The following is a 22,947-nucleotide window of genomic DNA, read 5'->3' on the forward strand; positions in this document are numbered from 1 at the left end:
GGCGGTCGGTGTTCTGTGTGCGGGTTACATCTGGTCTTCGGCATAGATCGCGGCGCTGATGATCGCGCCGCCCCACCGCCGGTGCCCAAGGCAGAGCGGTACGGGGTTGCCGCTGGCCGTGGTGTTCTTAGCGCTGCCGAAGGCGTAGCCCGGAGTGTTCTCAGGGGCAGCGCTGGTCTTCAGGCCTTTGGCTTGGGGGCTGAGCATCTGGATGACGCCGCCGATCATCAAAGCCGCACCTGCCTGGTAGAGGAACGGCGAAGCAGCGGCAAATGGCGTGAAGGAAACGACATACGCTGCGGCGACCAAGACAGCCCCGATGATGGTCTGCAGACTGCCTCCGCGCTTACTACCAACCACCACAGGTGCAATTCGAATTTCGCCAGCTCCGCTGAAGCCCAACTCCTTTTCCTGGAGATTCTTCGACCCTCTGAAAATGGCGAATTCAAGCCCTCGCGACTTCGCATTGGAAATGAATTTCTCGAACCCTGGGATCTGCACGCAGAGAGCCTTGACCGCCTCGGCCGGGGTCTTCACGGAAAGCCGAAACTCTCGACCGAACTTCCTGAGCACACCGTACAACCTGACAATGGTCATCGGCTCGTAGCAAATAGCAGACATTCATTTTCTCCAGACATAAAAAAACCGCCCTGAGGCGGCTTCGAACTTCGACTTCTCTACAAGCAGGTCCGTGCTACATCTACCCACTTACTCCAGGTGCTGTTGCGAACGTAGACTCGCACTGTGGCGCCACCTGCTGCCTCATCAACAACAGCCATGGCTGGAGTTCCAACCATGTCAATGTTGAGCTTGATGCTGTACCCACTCTCGGTCTCGGTTGCAGCTACATTCGAATTGAGGTCCTGCCATTTCGGAGTGAGACACCGTGAATAGTCCCGCGGGGACTTTGCAGTTTTGGTTTCGAGGCTAGGGCCGCTCTCCTTCAAGTCGCTCGGCGACACGCACCCCGCCAACAGCGCCACCGCCAACGCCCCAATCAGAATTCGCATGTGATCCCTCCGTTGAAATGGTGGGACTTTAGCGGTTTCTGAGTTGAAATGGCATAGGGGGCACAGAGTCTCCCCTGAAAACCAACAACGCAGAAAAGAGAACCAACAATTACTTTTTCCTATAACTTATATAACCAAAGAGATTCACCATTGCACTTACAGTACCTTTACCAACAAAAACTTGAGCTATCATAACCCTGTAAGCACCCAATCGGTTTTCATCGGAAATTAATCGTCAAGCATTCGGGCAGTCGAAAAACAGATTGGAGCAGCATCCTACTCCCGAGGCCCTTGCCATGAACAAAGTCAGCATACTAATTACATCGATATTAACTTACGCTTATTTGACTGCACCGACCTATGCAGGGGGGTTGCTGGGGGATGCGATCAACTTAGTTGCCCCTGGAGCCGGGACTTCCTTAGACGATGCCCATAGGCAATTAAAAGAAAATATAGAGCCTTACAAGCAGCTTGAGGAAGGTGCTTCCAATACTGTTCGAGAGCCGCTTGTGCAGGCGTCTGCGCCGATACTCCAAGAAATGATCGCTCGCTCTAGAGATGATGCCATCAGCGCCGGTGTCGAACCTATTCCTCTAAACATCAGAAAAAATCTACAAGGATTTATTCCTGATAGCATTCTCAATATGGCGAAATTTAGGGTGCAGGGCGGTGGGGATCTATCTTTACAGGTGAATTCAATTCGTTACGGCGACGCACAAGCGATAACACTGGACTACGTAATAGTTTTCAAAGATACGAACGACGCATTGTACAACCCTTCTCTCTGGGCGCACGAGCTTACTCACGTCATACAGTATCAAAATTGGGGGATCCGAGATTTCGCAATAAAATATTTAAGAAATTCGAACTCGGTGGAGGAGGACGCATATGACGCACAAACAAAATATGCCGCCTGGGTCGGTTCAAAAAATGCTGGGCAATGGGCAAACTCCCCTGATACTTCCCCAACTGTCATTGACCGCCCACTCGTTCCTATGCCAGGCATGCAACCCTCGAGCACCTGCGGAACACCAATAACCAGCTGCCAGGTTAATGGATCTGCTCCGGTAGGTACATCATGCTGGTGCGACACTAATATTGGCAGAGCCTTCGGATCACTCATACCCAGTAATGGCGGGAATTTTCAGCCAGCAAGCATGCCTATACCAGCCCCCGCTGTGCTCCCCCCAGGAACGCTAATGAAACCATGTGGATGTTGGGGGCCTAACCCAACAATGGTTGCGCCAGAGCCTATGTGCTCTAACGGAAGAGTACAACTTAATATCTGCAATGGGTTGTGCGCCCCCAACCAAGCATCTTACGCCTACAGCTGTATGTAGCGGAAGGATCTGAGGAACTGCTCAGAGCGAAACTCATCAATGGAAATGGCCAAGTGCAAATTTACAAAAAGCCCAGCGCGGGGCTGGGCTCCATTCTCTCTCAGATCGCCGCTGTCCAGACTGCAAGCTCATAGCCATCTGGGTCGATGAAGTGGAATCGCTTCCCACCAGGGAAAGAAAAAACCTCCCGGCTGATCTCGCCGCCAGCAGCCACAACCCTTCTCTCGGCACCAGCAAGGTCGTCTGAGTACAAAATGACCAATGGGCCGCCTGGTCTGACTGGCTCGCCAGTGGTGAAGCCACCGGTTAACCGACCGTCACTGAACTCAGTGTATGTTGGGCCATAGTCAACAAAGCTCCAACCGAACACCGCGCCATAGAAGTCCTTGCTGCGCTTGATGTCACTGACGTTGAACTCAATGTTGTCGATCTGGCGATCCTTCCCTCTGTTGCTCATTGACACCTCCATGTTGGAGGCTGGAATTTAACACAGCCAAACAGAAGGCTTGCACCAGATGCAAAAAGCCCAGCGCGGGGCTGGGCCGCTAACTCTATTGCAACCCTTAGATATCAATCCGACTGGAAGGGAAAGGTCGGACCGACGTTCCATTCGATATGGACGTAGACATCCACGTCGGATAGGGCAGTGAGGAGGATATCCACATTACCAAACTCATAGGCGCCACCACCCGGCCCCCACATACCGCCACTGTAGCCCTCAGGGATATCTCGCTCCATGCTGGTGCCACCAGCAACTTTTACCCTCAGCGTTCCTGAGCGGCAGTTAAAGTAAATCTTTCGGCAACGATGGACATCCCTTATATCTAACCTCTCCCCCGTGGAGAGTCTGAGATCTTTTTTCCATCTATCGCGCCCAGAAATTCCCTTTTCGCCTTCACTTGCCTCATGCCCACCCGCAAAATTCTCCATGACTCCTCCGATGCAATCCGTCACGCCAATCCCTATTAATAGCCAAATGCCATGCCTGGCCAAAATTCAGATTAGCTTCGGGCCTTGCGGGCGCAAGTAGTTCTGAGAGCGGCAGCCGCATACACATAGCGTGCTGGCCGCCCATCCAGTGTGGATGGAAAGCCAGTACCGGGCCTGTTCGAGGCCGTAGTAGCTTTGTGCCTCCAACGAACTGCCGCAGTCCGTTGCCGGAAAGCCCATGGACTGGGGCATTGATGACCTAGGAGGTCGAATTGAACGACGAAAAAGCTTGGGCAGACCTGAGTCGCCATCTACAAAGCATCGCCAACAACACCCCGAACGGAAAGCTACCGCGGGAACTGTACGACGTCACTCAATCCTTCAAGATTGTGCTCAACAACTTGGAGCAGCGCGTGAAGAAGCTGGAGCAGGCGCTTCGAGAGGCCAGCATCGAGATCCCCCGCTGATCATTGCTCAGTCAGATCGATCCTGAAATAGATCTGTGTCTCATCGGCAGGCTGAAACAGCTGCTGGTGGGCCACCATGTCGATCTGGCCTTCGGTGAAAATAGGCTCATTGCCGTATTTCTTCTTTAGCGCTTCCACCAATTCATCCTTGGTCAGGGTGAATTGCTCCGTACGGAAGTGCGTGATTTCAACCAACTTGCTCATGTCGTACTCCTAGAAACACTCAATTAATTTTGAAGTTGCTACCGGTGAAGAGCAGCTTGCCGTCGACAACCTCGATCCGGCCGCCTTCTCCGATGCTGTATGGGCCGCTGAGCAAATACTCGGCGCGCCCATCTTGCACATCCACCTCGAAGGGCTCACGACTAGGTGGATTGCTCAGTCGACGGCGCCACGCAATGACCGGCCGATAAGGATCTACCTCGTCTTTACCCCAGACATAGCTGAGTCCAGCTGGACCGGACAGTAACTGCGCGGTTAGACCAGACTTACCCATGTAACTCCTTCGGTACCCGCTAGGGGTCTGGCATTTGCCATCGATGGTCATGCGGTCGACCTCCTGAGCGCCATCCATGATCGCGATCACTGCCTGAGCGCCGCACACGTCGCTCCCGTTCTTCGAGAACAAACCCCAGATCGTCAGCATGTAGCGTTGCTGCATATGCCTCTCCTGCGGCCTGGCCGCTTCACTTCGCGTCCCGATGACGCAACACAAGGCGTGTCCGGGCAAGCCAAGGCCCGCCGAACACGATGATTTCTGATGGTCTGCCGTACAGGTGGTGCAGCAGGAATGGCCCTTGGCCGAACACCTGGACCTGCTCGTCTGGCAATTGCGGGTCTGCCCCCAGGTAGATGCCCGCATGGTTCGGGTGCGCCGTGCGCCCCACCTCCATAACGATCATATCGCCGCGCTGTGGCCGGTCGACCTGGTAGAAGCCCGCCGCCTCGTAGGCCTGCTCGTACAGGCTTGGCCCGGAGGCCTGCTCCCACCAACCGTCCTCGCGGGCGTAGGCCGGAAACTCCAACCCCCACTCCCGCTGATACCAGTCCGCACAGGCTTGCCAGCAGTCCCAGGCGCCGTGCACGAATGGCCGGCCCAGCAGCGGCGTGCTGCCGCTTGGGGTGATGGTGCGTAGATCGCCTTCAGGCCAGGACAAAACATGCCATGGCAGCGCCGTGGCTTCGCACATGGCCAGGTCACGCGGCGATGGCCGGCTGGTGGCGTCCGGGTGCGAGTGCACGATGCCGATCACCTCGCCCCGGTCTTCCGCTGCTGCGTACTCCTCCGGCGCGATCCGGAACTCTTCGCCTGGATCACTCGCAGTGTTGGTGCACGGCACGTAGATTTGCTTTCGGCCGATGGCCAGGATCAACCCGCAGCACTCGCGCGGGTACTCAGCCGCGGCGTGCGCTTGCACGGCGGCCAGGATGTGTTTGCGCATGGTCAGCTCCGTGCGATTAGGGATACGGCCGGGAAGCCGCCGAAGGAAAGCTCGTTGGTCTCGCCGAAGCGCAACTTGCAGGAGCTGAGGCAGCCCTTGCACTGGTCCTTCGAAGGGTCGTCCGTGGGGTTGTCCTCATCGTCGAACATTGCGGCGCCGGTGTAGTTGCAGTCAGGGCCCCGATAGCCATTGGTCATGGCCCAGTGGCAGAAGGTGGTCATCTGCCGGCCCGGCAGACCAAAGCCGTCGATTTCGCCCGGTGAAGAGAGCTCCCACACGACCATCTCGCCGTCTTCGCCGGTCTTCTGGTCGATGTACCAGATTTCGAGCGCTTCCTGGGTCGGGTCCGCTTCGGGATTGCCGCCCGGGAAGTTCTCAGCATCCAGGTACTGGGCCAGGGTCTCGCGCACGGTCAGCTGGAACTTCAGCAGGTCGTCGAACGCCAGGCACAGCGCAGTGATACGGCCGTTGACGTTGCCGGCTGACAATGTCGGCCGGGCTGCAGAGCCGTTGCTGTCCGCCCCAATACCTTCGATCTGCACGGGCCAGGCCGCATACTCGTTGCCCTGCCAGAAGATCGACTTGGCCGGCAGCTGATCTGCATCAGCCCCGGCTGCAGCCAGCTCTTCCGGCGAGTGTGGAATGGCATGGCCGTGAAATCGAAGTACATCAGCGCCGTATTCGGAGCCGTCGATCTCGAAAAGGATGACCTCATCGCCTGGCTCCAGCCTTTGGATGTCTCTGATCAGGGGCATGGGTTGGCCTTATGGGTGGAATGTCTGCGTGAACGTTGCAGTCAGGGCGTAGATCCGCCCGCCGCGGTTAATCGGTTGATAGCCGGCGCACTTGTACAGGCCAAGCTCTCCAAGCGGAGGCGTCCACAAGAAGGCTTTGGTGCCCTTGTGGCGATCGAGGAAGGCCTGAACAGCCTTCACACGCTCCTTGGTGCCGGTGTACGTGATCGGCCAGGACTGCGAGCGGTTGTTCAGGCTTTCGCCGACCGATTGCTCGTAGCCATCGCCGAACTTCTTTGTGCGTACGGCAAACGTCACCTCGCCCTGCTCGCCGCTCTGCACAGGCCAGGTAAAAGTCTCGATAGCCATCAGCGCCCCTTCAATGCGTTGTTGATACGGCCGCCCTGCCTAAGATCCTTGGCCATCATCTGGTGGTACTTCTGCTCGATAAGAGGGCCAATTTCAGCGGCAAACTGCTCAAGCCCAGCGGTGCCGCTGGTTGAGCTGGTGTTACCGTCGCCATCGATGTTGATCGTTACGTGCATCACGGATCCTCCCCCGCCTCCGGCTGCCGCAGCGGATACCGGCCCAGCCCCCAGCGGCGTGATCGTGCCGCCCTCGGCCCCCATCATCAGGTAGGTCTTCCCACCCTGATTCAGTAGCTCCGGGCCCAGTTCGTTGACTTGGTAGAGCGAGTTCGCCGCTACCGGGCCGCCGGCGGCACGTTGACCAGAGACGAAGTTGTCCATGATCTCCGGGCTGTAGCCGGCTTGGGTTGAGCCTGCAGAGGTAGGTGCGCTGCCGCCACTGAACCAGGCGCCCAGTGCACTACCGGCAATGCTCGACAGTAACCCTGAGGCCGCCTGGCGAGTGGCAATCCGCGCCATGTCCGCCAGGATCGACTTGGTGAAGTCGGCAAACGAGAACTTGCCGGATATGGCGAAGTTCGCGACGGCGTCTTCCATCGAGCTGAAGGCGTTGGTGAACAGGCTCTTGGTCTGGCCGGCGACATCTCGGGCCGACTCAAGGTAGTTCTGGAAGGCCGACGAGGCGCCAGCGCTCCAGCTGCCCTGGGCAGCGGTCATGTCGTTGTAGTTGGCGATCGCAGTTTCCTGCAGGTCGCGCTGGGTTTTGTCTAGCGCCGAGAGCTTCTGGTTGTACTCGTCGAGGCTCATGCCGCGGGAGCCGTCACCGTACTGGTTCGCCAGGTCCAGCTTCTGCTGGTTGATCCGGTCGGTGATTCCGTTCTGCTGGTCCTGCAGGCCGCGCTGCCGGTCGCCCAGGCCGAGGCCTTCGGCAGATCGCTGGCCCTGCAAGCGCAGAGCCTTCACCTGCTGATCCAGCGCGCTGGTGAAGGTCTGCACTGCCTGGGCCTGCTTGCGTAGCCGCCCCTCTTCGTTCGTGGCCAGCACGGCCAGTTCCGAATCAGCGTCCTTCTGCGCCTTGACCATGTTGGCCCGGGCATCGGCGATCTTCTGGTCCAGCTGGACCCGCTGGACAGCCGAGGTGCCGGCCTTGCCCTTGGCGGCTTCAAGCGCCGCGATCTCAGCCTGATAGGCGTTGGTAACCTCGTCCTTCTGCTGCTCGATGATGGCCGCGCGCTGGGCAGCGTAGGACTCCTGGGAGATGATGCCGGCCTTCTGGGCAGCATCCAGCTCTTTCTCGGCGTTCTTGTACTCAGCGAGAATCGCCGCGAGCGAGTTCTTTGAGTCGTTGAAGCCAGTCAGGATTACCGCTGTGGCTCGGACCGCCGGGTCCTTGTTCTTGTCCTTGATGTTCTGGATGTTCTTCGCAACCACCGCAGCAGAAATGCTCGGATCGTTCGGATTGGCCAGACGCACCTTCTCGACGTCACGCAGATACTCTTTGATCAGCTTGTTGCGCTTTTCTTCGTTGGATAGGTTCGCATCACTGAGCTGCTTCAGCCGCCCACCGGCCTCAATTCCCTCGCGCTGAACTCGTGCACGCTCTCCTTCAGCCTTTGCCGCATCGGTGATGGCGGCCTTTTGCTTCTGCAGCGCCGCAACCTGCTGCTCCAAGAACTTGGTCGATTGACTTTCGGGACCCAACTGATCGCTGAACACCGAGGAGAGCCAGTTGCCAGACTTTCGATCATCAATGATCTTCTGATAGCTGGCGATCTGCTCATCGATAGTCCGGCTACGGCCGACATTCAGCGTGGCATCGAGCGCTTCAGTGGCGGCGCTCTTGATTCCTTTCCAGGCACTTTCGATCAGGCCGAGGTTCTCGGTGACTTCGGCGGTTCTGGTCCTGATGGTGTCGGCGTAGGTGTCGGTCAGCAGCTTGGCCGCGCCGATAGTGTCGCCCTGGTCTTTCAAGGCCACGATTTGCGAGTAGACCGACGCCGTCAGGAAGTTGTACTGGTCGTTCAGCTCTTTGGCGGCTGCGACCGGGTCTTTAGCGATCTTGGCGAACTCGGCAACCGTTTCATCGATGGAGCGGCCAGTGGCCTTTTCCATGCTGAGCGCTGCTTCAGTGATCTCTTCGAAGCTGCCGCTGGCGATCTTGCCGTTACCGGCGAGCTTGGCCAGCACTTCAGCTGCTGCGCCAGTTGTGCCGACAGTGGCACTCACCTGCTGGGCCATAGCCGCCAACTGCCCGGCGCTGGTGCCCGCGGCGTTTCCGGTGAAGATGATCGACTTGTTGTACTCGTCTGCCTCTTGGCTGCCCTTGTAATAGGCCAGTGCCAACGCGCCGGCGGCAGCTGCTGCGACGGTGAACGGATTGACCAGGCCAAGCACATAGCCGCCCAGGGCCTTCGCCGCCGGAGCGATGCCGCCGAACATGTCCTTGAGCTGCCCGCCCTGTTGCAAGGCAACCATCATGATCGGCTGACCAGCGACGATCGACGTGAAAATATCTGTGAACTGAGCCGGTACACCTCGCAGCGCTGCAGCGGTAGCCTTTGCAGTCATGCCAGTGCTGCTTAGCGCAGCATCCGCAGCTCCCAGAGCAGCCCTCGCCTGGTCAACCTTCCCCTTGTACTCAGCGAAAGTCTCAGGGTCGAGGACGCCGCTGGCTTTGAACCCCTGCAGCTTCTGCTCCATCTGATCCAGACGGCTCATGGCTGCGACCGTAGGGTCGATTTTACCGAGCAAGTCGTCGAGAGCCTGGCCCTGATCGCGCTGGGCGGCGGCTGCGGTTTTGGCGGATCCGGCCAGGCGCTCTTCTGTTGCCAGCAAAGCTTGTGCACGGGTGTTGATGGCGGCCTGCCGGCTGGCGTTATCCGACAGCACGGCATTCGCCTGGCTGGTAACTTCGGCGGTTTGTGCGGTTGCACGGTTCAGCGATTGGACGTACTCACTCGCCTCCAGCGAAGCTCGTGCCATGGTCACCAGCCGAGCCTGCTGCTCATCAGCAGTTTCTGCAGCACGGCGGCTTGCCCGGACGCTTGCATCAGTGGCAGTCGTCAGCGCGGCCTGGGCTTGCCCGGCCTGCTCAGCCCCGGTTTTGAATGCAGTCATGCCCGCCGCGGCGGTGGTCACGGCACGGCCGACCGTGATCATCTGCTGTGCCAGCTCAGCCTGCTTGGCGTTGAGAGCCTGCAGCTCCTGAACAATCTGCCGGGTATCACCCTGCATCCCGCTCAGCGCTGATTCCCAGGCGCGCCCGGTCTTACCCGCCGATTCCTCGCTACGCTTGCCTGCGTCTGCCAGCTTGTCGAGGTCGTTTGCAGCCTCGACGGCATCGCCGGAGTCGATCCGCAGGCCAAGGGAGGCAATCGTTGTCATGATCTGCTCCAGGCAGGCAACAAAAAGCCCGCACTAGGCGGGCTTAGGTATGGTTTGAGAACTGCATGAGTTAAGAGGGCTGAAATCTGGTACCGCAGGAATGGCACATCCAAGTACGGCGCCACTCTTCCAACTTGTCATACTGAGCGACGTTGAACTTCCAGTGACGCACAAACCCGATCACACCAATGGCGATGAATGTCACGCCAATGAAGAACCTGCTCCAATCGACGCCCCAATACGAGTTCATCAGCTTGAGGCCGTCGTACAGGATAATAGCGCCAACCCCTGTGAGGATTACGGGTCCCAGCAGGCGCTTACCTGGGGGTGGACCGACGCTAGCGGCCAAATCGGTCTGATGCCGGCCGATGGTCTCGACAGTTACGCGCGGTCCGATTCCGGATTGCGCTTGGTGAGTTGTATGAATACGGGAAGTCCCAGCGGCATGGATGACGGACAAGAGCTGTACTTGCTGACCCTGGCATTGCGGGCAGTAGATGGCGTTGTTGCTCACCACGATTTCATTCCTTTGAGGGGCGGGAAACATGCATTCTAAGATAAGGAGAACCAATTCTGCACCTGTGTATGCCCAGAAATGCTCCTTTGGAGCTTACCAAGCCGTGATCGGCGCCGTCAGCTTTTACTTCGCCCAACTGCTCACGTAACAACCTCCTGCCACCTCGCCGCATCATTCGCTGCCCTACGCCACTGACTCAGCCATGACGGCCAAGGCCTCGGCCTCCATTACACGGAGATCGGGAAAAATGTCGGGAAGGTCGCGGCGCTTGATGCCGAGCATCGAGGCGGTGAGCGGAATGATTGAGTAGTCCAGGCCCGAGGCACCGCCCATGCCCGTCCGCCACTGGGTGGACATCGCTTCGAGCAGGCGGAAGGCTGGCCAGGCGTCCGGCCAGACCCCTACCTCTTCCTCATCGATGTCGTCTGGCGTAAGCCCCAAGGCCGCTAGCTGCTCGGCGGATGGGCCACGCTCATAGCAGGCGCGGGCCGCCGCCCTCAGTTTCCCAAGCGTGCCGAGTTATAGGCGTTCTGGAAGGCGTCGATGACAGCTTTTGGCGCACCAGTGCAGGTTCGCACCAGATCGAGGATGGCGTCGTCGCTGAACTTGTCGTCGAGATCCCAGCCAACCACGATGTCCTTCAGCTGCTCAGCCTGAAGCTCGATCTCGGCGGTGGTGGCGTCCTTCCAGCTGACACCCTCTTCCTTCGCCTTCTCCGCCCAGACGTCACGCGCCTTGTTCCAGCGATCGAACATCTCGGACAGCGCGATACGGTCCAAGTAACGGAACTCGAACCCAACCTCCACCGGATCGGAGCCCACCCGTGGAAGCTGCACAGCTGCGCCGAACGTTGGGTTCTGCGCGATTTTGATCTTTGCCATGGGGACTCCTTACGCGCCAGCCAGGTAACGAAGCGAACGAGCAGACAGACCCACGCTGATGGTTCGGGTCATGACGTTGTTCCGCTCCATGGTCGGGTCAGGGGTGATGCTGACGTAGCCTGGGTACAGGATCTGGTCACCGTTTCGCAGCTTCATACGGATCACCGCGAGCTCTTTGGAGGTGTCGTAACCCTCAACAGCCTGCACGTAAGGCGCGGTAGGCTGGTCTTCCACCACGATCGACAAGGTGGTCGGGTTGCGGTTGGTAGGGAACTGCTTGTCGTCGTCATCTTCCAGATAGCCGACGGTCGCATACTGCTGCTCACCACCGGCCGAGTTGAACGACGTGACCTTCGAGATCTGAACCCAGTCGGAAACCGGGTACACGGAACCCACGCCCGCGCCTGCGGTGAATTTTTCTGCGTCACTGGTATCGAGACCAGCCAGAGAGAACGCGTCATCGGCGACGTTTGAGGCCTTAACGGCGCGGTCGCTGATGAGTGCCCAACCGGAATTGACCAGCAGAACGTCGCCGTTCTGGATGGTGTGACCGGCAGCGGTCGCCACCGGCGGCTCTGCGTTGGTGAGTGCCGTGAACGCTACGGCGGCGCCAATGACTCTGGCGATCTCGAGCGTAGCTCCGTTCGGCAGCGGAAAGCGTGCGGCCATGGTGTATTTCCTCATTGATGCCCGCCGGGCGGCGGTTGGTTATGCCCCAGCGGGCAGTTGGTCTGCGACACCTTGATAGGTGAAGCTGGCCGGGACTGTGTAGGTCGCCGGCTCGGTGATGGTGGGCCCCTGCTCCAGTGGCTCGACGATAAGTCCTTCGAAGCCGGATCGGCTGAGCTCGGTGTCGACGCGGAACAATGTGCTCAGCTCGTCGATCAGGGTCTCAGCAGTAGCGAGGGCCTGGCCTGCCGGGCAGACGATGCTGATCTGGTAGATACCCCGGTACTCATAGGCCTCGGCAGCCAAGTAGCGGGTCGTGGTGCTGGCCGGCAGTAGGAAGGCCCGGAGGTAGGTTTCGCCCGGGGCGGCCTCGAAGTCCTCCTCCATGTGCGCAACCCGGATCGGGCGCGCAGCTGCCCAAGAGACCAGCTTGATCTCAATCGCCTGGCGGGCGCGTGCGTGGCTCATACTCGATGTGTCCTGATGGCGTCTTCGACAAGGCGTTGAAAGTCCGCGACGGTGACTCGCACCATTCCGGCAGGGGCCTGGGTGCTGTGGCCATACTCCAAAGGGATGGCGTACGGCAGGTTGTTGACGATGTAGGCGACCTCGCCCGCAGACAGGTCGCCAGCGCCGGCAACGATCTTCGCGATTGTCTCGCCAGCGCTCTCTATTTCATCGATTTCACCAGCCGCAGGAGCGCCGACGGTCAACTGCCAGTTGCTACGGAAGCGTCCACCAACATAGCCCTGGCCAATTCTGCGCACGCCAGCGCCGTAGCCGTAGTTTTCCAGCTGCTCGCGCTTGGTTAAGGGCTTGCGGTACTTGATGCCACGCTTCAGGCTGCCACTCTTGGTGTAGTTCGACGAGTCAGCAGAGATAGCAGCATTGATGCTGGAGGCCTTTGCGTTGTACGCCGCCACCTGCTCCCCGGCCCTCTGCTGCGACTCGATGTTGATCTTCCAGATGTCAGGGTTACCGACAGGCGACATAACGATCAGATTGCGCCCTACGGCAATCACAACTTCGCGGAAGGTCAGATCAATCGACTCCCTGGCAGCGTCGGCAAACTGCTGGAGCTGGGCTGAGAAACTGCCATCAAGGCCGCCGTACCGCTCTTTCATGTGCGATCCGCGCGCCATGGTCACTTCCTCAGTTGAATGGTCCAGGTAGCCTTGGCCGCGTCCTGGCCGACGTTGACCACGCGGTAGCCGCTGATGCGGTCGTTGATGGCCGGTACCGCGGCGATGACTGTGACCACGCCACCCTCTTGCATGAACAGTTCGTTCTGGAGGGCCTTGAGGCGAACGTCCGAAGTCAGAATGCGCGCTCCGTCGATCTCCTTGGCCTTGTACTGCCCAAAGACACCGCGCCCGGTGTAGTAGATAGTCGTCTCTGGGGCGCCACCAATTGCAGGGTCATAGGCACCCTTCACCGCCCTGCTGCCCTCTACCGCACTTACAGCATCAGCCAGGTCAGTGTTGAAGGCTTCGGCCATGTCGGCCTGCAGCTCGCCTCGAAGGCCCATATCAGCCCCTCACTATCTTGGCCTGGCCGGTGCCCAGGTATTGGCTCAGCAGCGCCAAGGCGAATGACTCGCCAGCGCTGATCTTTCGGGCGGACGCCGAATAGGTTTTGCTGCTGGACACTCCGTCGGCATCCACCGACTTGCTCAGCACCCCCGGTTTCCTTGGCCCCGAAGATGTTGCCAGCGGCGGCTTCCCGGGCGATCTCGGCACCAGCCTGGACCACATCGTCCGGCACGGGGTCAAATGCAGGCAGCCCCAGGTTGGTCAGCCAGGTGTTGGCCATCAGCACCGCGCGGGCCTCCTGGCCGTCGGGCGCCCAGGCAGGCCCAAGCAGGGCGTCCACCTGCTCGACGGTGATGTAGATGGTCATTACACGGCCTCATCCAGAAGCTTGGCCAGATCACCTCGCTCTGCATCCGGGTTGAAATCTAAGCCCTTCTCAGCCAGCTTGGCTTTGATGTCATCAATGCGCAGGCCATGGGAAGGCTTCTTGGTCGGCCCTTTCACCAGTTCGCGCACGCGGGCTTCATCGTCCTGCGTGAACAGATCACCGTAAAAGCTACGCATGCTGCCAACCACATAGTCCGGGTCGCTTTGTTCGCCTGGCAGCGTATCCAGAGCCACATCCAGCGCCTTGCGGCTTCGCGGATCCTCTTTGCTCTCCATGGAGGCCTTGTACGCAGCCGGCGCAAAGCTTACGTCAATGATCCTGTAGCCCTCCCGGCGCAGTTCAGCTTTACGCTCGGCGGTCACCGGATGGGGCTCGTAAATGACTCTTTCGGACATGTCAGTCTCCGAGGTTAGCGACCCCGAAAGGCCGCATCATGTGGTTGATCAGGCCTGGCCGATAGCCATGACACCGGCGGTGTGTTTGATGCTTGTTGCGACCTTGTCCCAGTTCGCACCAGTGGCCAGCGCCGCGTCGTCCGGCGAGGCGCCACCGTTAGCAACATCCCAGGCATAGCCGCGGAGTCCTACGCCGAAGCTGTAGTCGATCTGCAGGGTGGTCTCGATGCGCTCCTTGCCGTTGCTCGTCTCGATGTTCGAGATCAGATCGCGGGCATCGTGGACAGTGGCTGCCCCCTGGGCCAGGGATAGCACTCGACGCATGGCCGGCGCGGCCGGGTCGGCCACAGCAGCGCTGTAGAGTGCAGGAGCATCGGTCACCACAACCAAGCGACCCAGGATGTCGACAACGCGGACGGCATCAGACTTGAACAGCTGCTCGGCGTTGGTGAGGTTTTGGCCCACGAAGGCATGGAACTGGGCGCCATCCATCACTTGGGCGATCAGTTGGCTAGAGTGATCGCCGAATAGCGCATGGCTGTCGTTCACAGCGATGTAGTCCACCTTCTTGTTGCCCGACACGTCGATGACCGCGGCAGCGCCCTGGTTGCCGATGCCTGCCACCAACGCGGCGATGGCAGTGTTCAGCTGGTCCTGCAGCAGGGATTCGGCGAAGTAGCGGGACGCCACTTCTACGCCCTCGGCAGTTGGTTTGCGTAACCAGGTCATCTGGGACGGCTCATAACGCACCGGGCCGAAGCCGCCCGCGACCTTGACGGTGTTGTGCTTGAGCTGGGTCAGGTCGACCGCGTTCACGTTGCCGTTGTTGCCGTAACGGTTCACGCGACGACGCGCGCCCGCCAGGCCAGCGTAGAAGCTGGTCTGCAGGAAGTCGCCGTCAAAGCCTTCGGTGGTCAGTAGAATCGCGCCACCGGATGCGGCGTTGAACCGCTCGACCATTTGCGCCAGCGTCTCGATGGTCGCAGGCATGAAGTAGGTGTTGAAAACTTCCATATCGGAAAGCGCCATGTTGGAGCTCCTATAGCTGTTGCCCGGACGGGCTCAATGAATGGTTGTCGGGCATCCGCCCTGGTGCGCCGTACCCCATCCGGGATGACAGCTAGGGTCTGATCAGGGCTGGGCTAGATCAGGGAATTGGGATTTGATTGCTTGCAGGCGGTCTTCTTTGTTGCCGCCAAAGTTGCCCTTACCTGCAGGTGGCTTGCCGCCAGTGTGGCTGCCGTTAGGTGCGCCGCCGCCATTTGCACCGGAGCTTTTGAGTATCTGGTCTTTGTAGGGATATTGATCGACAAGGGCTTCGAGCGCTTCGTCGAAGTCCGCCACCTCGCCTGGGCGGGCGCGACTGAAAATCTTGTTGCCGGCCTGGTCGTAGGCGACCACCTTGCCCTCTTCGATCTTGAACGCCTGACCGAAGCGGGCCTGAACCAGGTCACCTGGAATCGCGAACTTCTCCGCGATCAGTTTCGACCGACTGAAGCTGCCTCCTATGAGTTCGCCATGCAGTTGGCCTTGCAGTTTCTCCAAGTCACCTTGCAACGTCTTCTCACGCTCTGCGGCCGCTTTGGCAGCTGCTGCAACTTGCTCTTCAGCAGCGCGCTTGGCGGCAGACTTGATCTCTTCGACCTTGCCGGCAGTGACCAGATCACCCTCCTTGAGGTTCTTGACGGTCTCCAGCGCTTTGATGGCGGACTCGGCATCCTCTATACCTTCGAACAGCTTGGCGCGGGCCTCAGCTGCCTCTTTGGCCTCGCGATGCCCCTGGGCCTCACGGTTCAATGCCGAGATTTTGGTAACGGCAGCAGCAGCGTCGAATGGAGCCTCTTTGCCGTCATCGTGAACATAGACCGGCTGGCCGTTCTGCAGGACCACATTGCCGTTGTCGTCAAGTTTGAGCTTCATGGATCGTTCTCCGGGCATCCGCCCATTGGCAGGCCTTCCGGCCCAATTGCGCCCCGCTCATCCGAACTGCAGGCAGAAAAAAACCCGCCGAAGCGGGTTATGTTGAAAGTTTGCGTTTGGGTATTCGCTGATCTTCCGGAACATCTTTGTTGATACGTATGAGCTGACTCATAAGGCCGCCATGCAATCCTGTGCTTGTCGGCGCACGCCGTTTTAACTCTTCCTTAATCAGATACCCGGGGCCGTTATAGATTTCGTCAAAAGTACCGTCCCGATTTAGTTTGATTCCAAGGTAGTAATCAGGAACGTGATGCACCGGAAAAGTCAGGTTTTTGCTAAACGTCGCCTTGATCTGCACCTTCCGCCCATCGTCAGAGATCGCATCGTGGTGCTTTGTCAGGCCCTCATTCAGCGTGAGCTCATAGTTTAGGCTCGCGACAACCTCCCCTATGTCGCCAACCAATCTGCCGTCAAGCGTGAACGGTTTGCCTGGATAAGCAGCCTGCAGCTGAGATACCGCACTGAACAGCTGCTCCAGAGCACCGGAAATTTGATTCTGAATTTGTTCACTCATGCTGAACCATCCGAGTTGGAAGGTAGCAGGCTATCTCAAGAACCAATCGACTTAAATATCCGCCTCTGATGCAGCTCATCCAATGTCAGGAACTTGCCCTTGTCGTTGTAGAAGGCTTCAAGCTTCAACTCGCCCTCCCGCATTAGCCGCGCTCGCGCTGGCCCGAGGATCTCGTCCTGACGCGCTGCCGGCTGCCGACGCAACCAATCCGCGTATGTGGTCGACTGCGGCACCTGTCCGTCCATGCTGGCCCGCGTCGCGCTATCGCTGAATCCAAGCCTGGATGCACTCTTCAGGATCGGCATCTTGGTCGACCGGCAGCAGAAGTGAATCCGCCCGGGCCCGGCTAGCCATGGAATCTTGTGCCCGATTGGCTTGTAGGTGCCCAAGGTGTACGGCAGGCGGTCCCTGATGCGGCAATCGGAGGACGTGCGCGTGTCCAGGGTACTGAGCCATTCAACATGGCTGATGATGTCGCTGTTGGCCTCGTAGGCGGCGTCACTGGCCGTTTCAGCGGTGTGCGATATGGCGGACCTAACGACCGCCTCAACCTCGCGTCTGGGCTTCTGCAAGATGCCATCGGCGTAGTTCTGTGCCCGGGTACCCATGACGGTGCGGACGATATCAGCAGTCGTGCGGCCCTCAACCACTCCAGCACGGACGGCATCGCGAACGACAGCCGCGCGGCTCGCCTCGATGCCAGTCATCCACTCCCTGAGCAGACGCCCCTGGAATGGCCTGGCCTGCGCAATCGCTTTGACCTGGCTGAACGCTGGCGCAACGACAGGGAAAGCCTCTTGCACCACTGCAGGCAGAACCGAACGCAGCGCACCCTGTTGAAAGGCGACCTCGTAGCTGATCAGACCTTCGGTGGCTTGGTCCAGCGCCTGGCGGATCTCGACGAACGTGGCCTGGTTGAGGCGAAGTACCTCAGCCAGCGCCCTATCCACTGCCGGCGCCGATAGATCGGCACCTAGATTGTCGATCGCCTCGATCAGCGCACCTCGCAGCTCCGCGTCCTTGCTGTTCAGGATCTTGATGATCGCCCTGACCTGGCCATTGCTCAGCCTGGAAAGATCAACCTCATGCCCGATCAGCTCATTCAGCAACCTCTCGTTGGCCGTCTTCATCACAGTGCACCGAGTGCCGGGCCTTGGGACTCGATTTTCTCAAGCTCTTCGGGCCAGTCGTATTCGTCACTGATCACACCGCGGCGCTGCATCTCGGTGAACAGCGTTTCCTTGGAGATCATGCCGGCGTTTGCCATGGCCACCAGGGTCGGCAGCGAGACTTCCGGCATGTAGTCAACATCGAAGTTGCCGCGCATCTCCACTGCACCACCCTCGCCCAGGCCGCGATAGTCGGCCATGAACTGCAGCAACTGCGCCAGGCAGTCACCAAAGTGGTTCGCCATGCGCGCCAAGGGGGAAAGCTCTTGAGCTGCCTCTTCCTCCGCTTGCGTGGCGGTCTTGGTCGCAGCCTTTTCAGGAGTCAGTAGCTTGGCCCCTGCCATGCGCATCTCGCCGATCAGGTCCTGCAGCGCCGTACGGCCGGCCTCAACCGCCTGACCGGTGTGCTCGACATACTTGAGGTCGCCCGTGGCCGGCAGGTCGGTCAGTGAGCCAGTGCCGACCTTAAACTCTGGCGGCACCGGTAGACCTTGGTCGTTGAAAGTCGGCTGCACGCCGATCCGGACCAGAATCGGTACTCGAATCACATGCAGGATGTTGTCCTGATCGCTTTGGCTCTGCCAGTGCTTGACGTTGAGGTGAGCCAGCTCCAGTAGCGGCGGTTTCGCAGTCATGAAGCCAGTGCGGCCGGTGTAGAACGTGACCCAAGGGATGCTGGTCAGGCTGTTGATGCCCTCGTCATGTAGCGCCCATGCGCCGCCCTTCTCGGCGCGGCGGTAGGTGCGCCACTTGCCAGGTTCCAGCACCCGGACCTGCTCGACGCACTTGGCGCCGAAATCGCCGTCCTCTTCCTCGATTACCTCGATGTAGCGAACCATGGTGAGGACGCCGCCCTTGGAGCGCCAGCCCAAAACCTGCTCTGGCTTCACCAGCACGACATAGGGCCGCACACCGGCCGCCTGCTCCTCTGCCTGGGTGCGTACGTCTTGGGTGGGCGGATGATCTACGAATGCATGGCACAGGCCATGGCTCAGGCCTTCGCGGAAGAACTCCACTGACCACGAGTTGAGGTCATTGCCGGCGAAGTCGATATCCTTCGCCATCACCTGGATGGCCTCAGGCACATCGTCACCGACCTGCAGCGGCTCGGCGAACACTCGAGAAGTCATGTTGCCGACTGTCTCGGAATACGCCGGCAGCAGCGTCGAGAGGCGCAGGCGCTCCTTGTAGGAATCGTCATCCTCGGCGGGGTATTGCGGCAACAGGGTCTTGCTCGCAGCGCGCATGGCCATCGTCCCGCCCATGAGTGGCGTGATCACAGCCCAGTAGGCGCGCATGGCGTCGACCGCGGGCAGCGTGATACTTGGGTTATCGCTCATGGTCACATTCTCAGGGATTGGGTCGTCGTCATCGGCTTGGAAATCGGGAACAGGAAAGACAGCGGGTAACCACCGGCATCATTCAAATGGTCCACGCCGCTGGATTTGTCCGGCATGCCGTTCTTGTCGTATGCCTGTTGCTCCAAGCCGTCGGTGAGGTGCGGGCACCTGTTCGTGTTGATCTTCAGTCGTCGTTCGCCCTGGCCATTGAGGATCAGGGCATTTACGGCGTTCACTCGGTCAGCGATGGCAGGGTTCGTGCTGTTCACGCGAATGGAGAAGCCAGCCTGCTGGAGGATGCTCAGATCCGACTCACTGGCGTTCTTGCTGCTTGAGTTGGCGCCCGAGGCATCCGGGAATATCTGGATCGGGTGGCCCTTGCTCGCATATTGGCGCTTAAGCAGATCGGCCATGTACGGCGTATCACGCCCATCGGTGATTTCAGCTACAGCAATCGGCCAGCCTCCCCGGAGCACGTACACCACGCCGCTCATCTTCAGCCGGTTAAAGTCCATGCCGATCAGCAGCGGCTCCCGCTCCCGCTCAACCTCGTTGCTGTGATTCAGCCTACGGTCGAAGTCGGGATACACGGCGCCGGAAGTAAGGTTGACGAACTGGCCACGTAGGTAAGCCCTGATCAACTGCGGCGGATAGGAGTCCTCCAGGGACGAGATATAGTCATCCGGCAGGTTCGCCTCATTGTCATAGGTGCTGGCCTGGACCAAGCCGTACAGTGTCTTCAGCTCTGGTCTCTCGCTGATCTGCTTCACGAACTGCTGATAGGTGAACTTGAACCCTTCAGGCGTCGTGGCAACATCCACACCGTTCTTGAGGCCGTGAACCTTGTAGCGCATCCGCGCGATGATCTTCCGCCAGGCCTGCTCGGCTTTGAGCTTGGCCATTACATCCAGCTCGTCGACCAGGGCGTGGCCAATCTTGAAGCCGACGATAGTTGCGGGCTTCTCCATCGAGCGGCAGATCACCGTGCTGCGGTATTGGCCGCCGCTGTAGAAGTCGACCTCTTTGTCCGATTCCTTGATCTTGATGCGCAGCCCCCAATCGAAGGCCACCTCTTCGATCGTTGGGAAGAAAATGTCCCGGATCTGCGGGTACGTCGGGGCGAAGTAGCCAGCGTTGATGCGCGGCCACTCCCAAGCGTGCTGGCAGAGCCCGGAGCAACCTACCCAGGTCTTCCCTGAGCCGAACCCGGCAACGAAGCCGCGGAACTTGTGAGGCATGGCGAGGAACCGCGCCTGGGGCACATTAAGCGTCGGCATCCCGCTTCCTCGCGTCGACCACCTCAACACGTACGGAGGTTGGTGGTACTGAATTTAATGAGTCGTCGACCTTGGTGGCCCGGTTGACGTACACGTCTCCGACCTCCTTGGCGGCCTGCTCAAGGATTTGAAGGGTGAGGCCGTAGTTGCGCATGCCTTCGACCTTTTCGGCCAGCCTGCTCAGCGTGCGGAGGCGGTAGGCGCGGTTGGCGATCGGGATCTCTGCCGTCTCTTCCCGGAAACGCTTCCGGGTGTCTTCGAACAGGGTCACCCAGCGCTTGGCCAGGTTGCGTGCTGCTCGCTTGGTTGGGTCGTGGCTTTCAACAGCCTGGCGGCTGACCTCAATGCCGAATTCATTTTTGACGGCCTCTGCCACCTGAGACGGTGTATCGAAGCAGGCCAACGCCTGAACGATGAAGGCCTTCACCTCGTTGCTCAGGGCTGCCATAGATTGTTTTCCGTCAAGCGCCTGTCAAACATCAAGCCGACTTAAGCAGGCAGGTTCCACAGGCCCTCGCAATGTTGATCTTGGCCACCTCAGGCGGCCGGCTTGCAGCGTCAATCAGCTGCTGAACGTCTTCCCCTGCCCCATACCGACGAACCACACCGACGAACTCTTCAACGTCGTGTCCGCGCATCTGTAGCTTGGGGAGACCTTCTTGGGTGAACTTGGGCGCGCCGTACTGATCGGTCGCCTGAGCAATGTGGTAAAGCTCGTGCTCAACCAGGGCGCAGAACTCCTCGTCGGTGCATTGGGCACAGTAGTCAGCGGCCAGGGTGATCAGGTAATCCGGCTCCTCGCCGAACCAATCCCGCATCTGCTGCTCTTGGCGAGCCTTCTGCCAGCCCCCGGCGCGGAACATGACCTGCTCGGCCTGGCCCAGCACCACCCTTCCCTGCTTGGCGAATCCAGAGGAGGCCCAGAGCACGCCGATGTTGGCGTCGAGCAGGTGAGCGTGGTCATCGTTGTAGATACTGCCAGTGGCGGCAAGGATCTCGGCCTGGAGCCATTCCCAGACTTCTGGGGCTGGGGCCAGACGCATACCGAAATTAGAGAGCTCTGAAAGCCCTAGCAGTGACTTAGGAGGAATAGGTCTTTTCATCAGTCACCTGACATTCAAAACGCACGCGAATCAATTTCAGACCGAAAAGTGGGGTGAATACGGCCCTCACGGACGAATTAACCGCAGAGGATAGGAGGCTCACAGAGTAAGTGGAGCTACGAAATGCAAAAAATAGAGATTGCCGTGATCTTGATCCTCTGCACGGTCGCGGTTTGGCCTTCGCTGAAAAAGCTCTTCACCTGGAAGTCGGTACTGATACTCGCTCTTGGAGGACTCGCCTTCTGTCAAATGGTCAAGGCCTAATCAAGAAGAAACCCGGCTCGGAAGGTGCGCTCGATCACATCCAAGTCGGGTTACCTTCCTTTTGCTACTCCATAGAGCCACTAGGCCTGTGACAAATACTTCTCTTCAATGCCTATCGCGTGAACGATTGAAACACCCACTTCACCAACTTCCTTCTGAACCTTCTGCTCATCGAAATCGTTCAGATTGGCGAGCTTTTCTCCATCGACTTCTGATGTGACCACCCCATGACTATCGATACATACTGCGGCAACCTTGACATATCCTTGTAGTCCATTGCCCAAGGTTACTGCCTTCTCAATTACATATCGGATCTGCGCTTTTCCATGGACGATTGAGCAAACGGCAATTGTGCGAGCCAGGCCGAATGGCGTTATCAATTTAGCGCCCAAGCCGTTTTGCTCCAGCTCAACGTCGACACCCCATAATTCTGGAGCACCGGCCTTAGCAAACTGATGCTGAATTTTCCGGAGGAATTCGACTGCAAACTTATTAGCCTCCTTGAGGTCCTTCTTCGCGTCTTTCACTGCCCTGTGCTGTGCCTGATCTAGCCTTCCAACGTTCATCTGCACCTCCATTTTTTAAGGCGCAATTATGGCTCGCGCTGAATTTCAACGATAGCTTTGGATTTCAGCTATACGGATCAGCAGGCTTTGCAATCGATCGAACGAACCACATGAAGCCCTGCTGCAGATTGGTCTTGGCCAGAGCCAGCAGGCGTGAGTCGACACCCTCAATCTGCCCGACCTGCTTGAACAGCTCGCCGGCGTCCGCTTCCAGGGCCTTGATCGAATTCATGCCGTCGATCTCGCTTTGACTCAGGTCGCGGTAGCCGGTGATTTTCTTGTGCTGGTTATCCATGGGTAGCTCCTTTGTTCGATGGCTCATGGTCGACTCCACCCGTCGCCTATCCCGAAGGTTTGTGGCAGCTATCCAAATGAGTGACTAATAGTTAAATCTCTGCCTGGGGAGGCACAAAAAATGCAACCAAGATTCGTTATCGTTCCAGCTGTTCCAATAGCAACGGAGTCGTTTCATTCAGGTGGTCGCTTCTACGCCACTACTCTGTCGGGTGGCTTTGATATTTACGACAACCTGGAAAAGATGCGGCTCAAACCAAGCTATGCAAACAAGGGCCTGGCGGGTGCGACATGCGCAACGATGAACATGGAATCGCGCGATCCCACTGAGTTGTTCCCAGTGTTGAGGAGTGAGTGATCCGTCAGGAGTCGGCGCACCTTGA

General features: G+C 58.8%; 31 protein-coding genes. 3 read left to right on the top strand and 28 right to left on the bottom strand.

From position 1 onward, the window contains the following. Positions 1 to 24: 24 nt before the first annotated feature. Positions 25 to 621 (bottom strand): tail assembly protein, encoded by a 597-nt coding sequence (locus tag LOY34_RS13740; protein WP_258663197.1) that lies wholly within the window; start codon positions 619 to 621, stop codon positions 25 to 27. Between the two features lie 685 nt (positions 622 to 1,306). Here LOY34_RS13740 and LOY34_RS13745 point away from each other — a divergent pair. Beyond that, positions 1,307 to 2,350: a DUF4157 domain-containing protein gene (locus LOY34_RS13745; RefSeq protein WP_258663199.1), complete on the top strand. Its 1,044-nt coding sequence runs from the start codon at positions 1,307 to 1,309 to the stop codon at positions 2,348 to 2,350. Between the two features lie 100 nt (positions 2,351 to 2,450). Here the strand turns inward: LOY34_RS13745 and LOY34_RS13750 are convergent, their stop codons facing one another. Further along, entirely contained in the window at positions 2,451 to 2,807 is a 357-nt protein-coding gene (locus LOY34_RS13750) for a VOC family protein (RefSeq protein ID WP_258663200.1), read from the bottom strand. 113 nt (positions 2,808 to 2,920) lie between these two features. Further along, positions 2,921 to 3,280 (bottom strand): hypothetical protein, encoded by a 360-nt coding sequence (locus LOY34_RS13755; protein ID WP_195884164.1) that lies wholly within the window; start codon positions 3,278 to 3,280, stop codon positions 2,921 to 2,923. A 272-nt stretch (positions 3,281 to 3,552) separates the two neighbouring features. Between LOY34_RS13755 and LOY34_RS13760 the strand changes: the two genes are divergently transcribed. Continuing rightward, positions 3,553 to 3,747 (top strand): hypothetical protein, encoded by a 195-nt coding sequence (locus LOY34_RS13760; RefSeq protein ID WP_258663203.1) that lies wholly within the window; start codon positions 3,553 to 3,555, stop codon positions 3,745 to 3,747. Here LOY34_RS13760 and LOY34_RS13765 read toward each other — a convergent pair whose 3' ends face one another. The 25 genes from LOY34_RS13765 to LOY34_RS13885 all read right to left on the bottom strand — a co-directional run bounded on the left by LOY34_RS13765 (position 3,748) and on the right by LOY34_RS13885 (position 22,565). Then, positions 3,748 to 3,951: a hypothetical protein gene (locus LOY34_RS13765; RefSeq protein WP_195884165.1), complete on the bottom strand. Its 204-nt coding sequence runs from the start codon at positions 3,949 to 3,951 to the stop codon at positions 3,748 to 3,750. Positions 3,952 to 3,970: 19 nt separating this feature from the next. Next, complete coding sequence (locus tag LOY34_RS13770) at positions 3,971 to 4,408, bottom strand: hypothetical protein (RefSeq protein WP_195884166.1); 438 nt, start codon at positions 4,406 to 4,408, stop codon at positions 3,971 to 3,973. Between the two features lie 25 nt (positions 4,409 to 4,433). After that, on the bottom strand, positions 4,434 to 5,189 hold the full coding sequence (locus tag LOY34_RS13775; protein WP_258663205.1) for a C40 family peptidase: 756 nt from the start codon (positions 5,187 to 5,189) through the stop codon (positions 4,434 to 4,436). Between the two features lie 2 nt (positions 5,190 to 5,191). Then, positions 5,192 to 5,944 carry a phage minor tail protein L gene (locus LOY34_RS13780; protein WP_258663207.1) on the bottom strand — a complete coding sequence of 251 codons (753 nt, stop codon included), beginning with the start codon at positions 5,942 to 5,944 and terminating at the stop codon, positions 5,192 to 5,194. A gap of 9 nt (positions 5,945 to 5,953) precedes the next feature. Beyond that, positions 5,954 to 6,292, bottom strand: coding sequence for a phage tail protein (locus LOY34_RS13785; protein WP_258663209.1), 339 nt, complete (start codon positions 6,290 to 6,292; stop codon positions 5,954 to 5,956). Continuing rightward, positions 6,292 to 9,675 (bottom strand): phage tail tape measure protein, encoded by a 3,384-nt coding sequence (locus tag LOY34_RS13790; protein WP_258663211.1) that lies wholly within the window; start codon positions 9,673 to 9,675, stop codon positions 6,292 to 6,294. The genes LOY34_RS13785 and LOY34_RS13790 overlap by 1 nt, the downstream gene beginning before the upstream one ends. A gap of 70 nt (positions 9,676 to 9,745) precedes the next feature. Further along, positions 9,746 to 10,192, bottom strand: coding sequence for a hypothetical protein (locus tag LOY34_RS13795; RefSeq protein ID WP_195884171.1), 447 nt, complete (start codon positions 10,190 to 10,192; stop codon positions 9,746 to 9,748). A 183-nt stretch (positions 10,193 to 10,375) separates the two neighbouring features. Continuing rightward, positions 10,376 to 10,633: a DUF1799 domain-containing protein gene (locus LOY34_RS13800; RefSeq protein ID WP_195884172.1), complete on the bottom strand. Its 258-nt coding sequence runs from the start codon at positions 10,631 to 10,633 to the stop codon at positions 10,376 to 10,378. Positions 10,634 to 10,689: 56 nt separating this feature from the next. Next, positions 10,690 to 11,073: a phage tail assembly chaperone gene (locus LOY34_RS13805; RefSeq protein ID WP_195884173.1), complete on the bottom strand. Its 384-nt coding sequence runs from the start codon at positions 11,071 to 11,073 to the stop codon at positions 10,690 to 10,692. A gap of 9 nt (positions 11,074 to 11,082) precedes the next feature. Next, on the bottom strand, positions 11,083 to 11,742 hold the full coding sequence (locus LOY34_RS13810) for a phage tail protein (protein ID WP_258663212.1): 660 nt from the start codon (positions 11,740 to 11,742) through the stop codon (positions 11,083 to 11,085). 39 nt (positions 11,743 to 11,781) lie between these two features. Beyond that, positions 11,782 to 12,210: a DUF4128 domain-containing protein gene (locus tag LOY34_RS13815; RefSeq protein ID WP_258663215.1), complete on the bottom strand. Its 429-nt coding sequence runs from the start codon at positions 12,208 to 12,210 to the stop codon at positions 11,782 to 11,784. Beyond that, positions 12,207 to 12,884: a hypothetical protein gene (locus LOY34_RS13820; RefSeq protein WP_258663216.1), complete on the bottom strand. Its 678-nt coding sequence runs from the start codon at positions 12,882 to 12,884 to the stop codon at positions 12,207 to 12,209. Before LOY34_RS13820 ends, LOY34_RS13815 begins: the two co-directional genes overlap by 4 nt. A gap of 2 nt (positions 12,885 to 12,886) precedes the next feature. Continuing rightward, positions 12,887 to 13,270, bottom strand: a complete 384-nt coding sequence (locus LOY34_RS13825) for a hypothetical protein (RefSeq protein WP_258663219.1) — start codon at positions 13,268 to 13,270, stop codon at positions 12,887 to 12,889. Then, positions 13,201 to 13,641, bottom strand: coding sequence for a hypothetical protein (locus tag LOY34_RS13830; protein WP_258663221.1), 441 nt, complete (start codon positions 13,639 to 13,641; stop codon positions 13,201 to 13,203). The genes LOY34_RS13825 and LOY34_RS13830 overlap by 70 nt, the downstream gene beginning before the upstream one ends. After that, positions 13,641 to 14,057, bottom strand: coding sequence for a hypothetical protein (locus LOY34_RS13835; protein WP_195886045.1), 417 nt, complete (start codon positions 14,055 to 14,057; stop codon positions 13,641 to 13,643). The genes LOY34_RS13830 and LOY34_RS13835 overlap by 1 nt, the downstream gene beginning before the upstream one ends. A 48-nt stretch (positions 14,058 to 14,105) precedes the next feature. After that, complete coding sequence (locus LOY34_RS13840) at positions 14,106 to 15,086, bottom strand: major capsid protein (protein ID WP_258606799.1); 981 nt, start codon at positions 15,084 to 15,086, stop codon at positions 14,106 to 14,108. A gap of 102 nt (positions 15,087 to 15,188) precedes the next feature. Beyond that, on the bottom strand, positions 15,189 to 15,977 hold the full coding sequence (locus LOY34_RS13845) for a DUF6651 domain-containing protein (protein WP_258663224.1): 789 nt from the start codon (positions 15,975 to 15,977) through the stop codon (positions 15,189 to 15,191). Between the two features lie 97 nt (positions 15,978 to 16,074). Beyond that, on the bottom strand, positions 16,075 to 16,551 hold the full coding sequence (locus LOY34_RS13850; protein ID WP_258606802.1) for a DUF6998 domain-containing protein: 477 nt from the start codon (positions 16,549 to 16,551) through the stop codon (positions 16,075 to 16,077). A 35-nt stretch (positions 16,552 to 16,586) separates the two neighbouring features. Further along, on the bottom strand, positions 16,587 to 17,681 hold the full coding sequence (locus LOY34_RS13855; RefSeq protein WP_258663227.1) for a hypothetical protein: 1,095 nt from the start codon (positions 17,679 to 17,681) through the stop codon (positions 16,587 to 16,589). Beyond that, complete coding sequence (locus LOY34_RS13860; RefSeq protein ID WP_258663229.1) at positions 17,681 to 19,060, bottom strand: DUF4055 domain-containing protein; 1,380 nt, start codon at positions 19,058 to 19,060, stop codon at positions 17,681 to 17,683. The genes LOY34_RS13855 and LOY34_RS13860 overlap by 1 nt, the downstream gene beginning before the upstream one ends. A gap of 2 nt (positions 19,061 to 19,062) precedes the next feature. After that, complete coding sequence (locus LOY34_RS13865; protein WP_258663232.1) at positions 19,063 to 20,337, bottom strand: terminase large subunit; 1,275 nt, start codon at positions 20,335 to 20,337, stop codon at positions 19,063 to 19,065. Next, the gene (locus LOY34_RS13870; RefSeq protein WP_258663234.1) at positions 20,324 to 20,785 is read right to left on the bottom strand and encodes a DUF2280 domain-containing protein; all 462 of its coding nucleotides are present in this window, start codon (positions 20,783 to 20,785) and stop codon (positions 20,324 to 20,326) included. The genes LOY34_RS13865 and LOY34_RS13870 overlap by 14 nt, the downstream gene beginning before the upstream one ends. A gap of 31 nt (positions 20,786 to 20,816) precedes the next feature. Next, the gene (locus tag LOY34_RS13875) at positions 20,817 to 21,440 is read right to left on the bottom strand and encodes a putative metallopeptidase (protein WP_258663236.1); all 624 of its coding nucleotides are present in this window, start codon (positions 21,438 to 21,440) and stop codon (positions 20,817 to 20,819) included. Between the two features lie 344 nt (positions 21,441 to 21,784). Next, positions 21,785 to 22,270 carry a hypothetical protein gene (locus tag LOY34_RS13880; protein WP_258663238.1) on the bottom strand — a complete coding sequence of 162 codons (486 nt, stop codon included), beginning with the start codon at positions 22,268 to 22,270 and terminating at the stop codon, positions 21,785 to 21,787. Positions 22,271 to 22,334: 64 nt separating this feature from the next. Beyond that, the gene (locus tag LOY34_RS13885) at positions 22,335 to 22,565 is read right to left on the bottom strand and encodes a hypothetical protein (protein ID WP_258665107.1); all 231 of its coding nucleotides are present in this window, start codon (positions 22,563 to 22,565) and stop codon (positions 22,335 to 22,337) included. Positions 22,566 to 22,685: 120 nt separating this feature from the next. Here LOY34_RS13885 and LOY34_RS13890 point away from each other — a divergent pair, with 120 nt between their 5' ends. Then, entirely contained in the window at positions 22,686 to 22,922 is a 237-nt protein-coding gene (locus LOY34_RS13890; protein WP_258663240.1) for a hypothetical protein, read from the top strand. The last annotated feature ends 25 nt before the right edge of the window (positions 22,923 to 22,947 follow it).

The organism is Pseudomonas sp. B21-009 (assembly GCF_024749345.1).
Lineage (GTDB): Bacteria > Pseudomonadota > Gammaproteobacteria > Pseudomonadales > Pseudomonadaceae > Aquipseudomonas.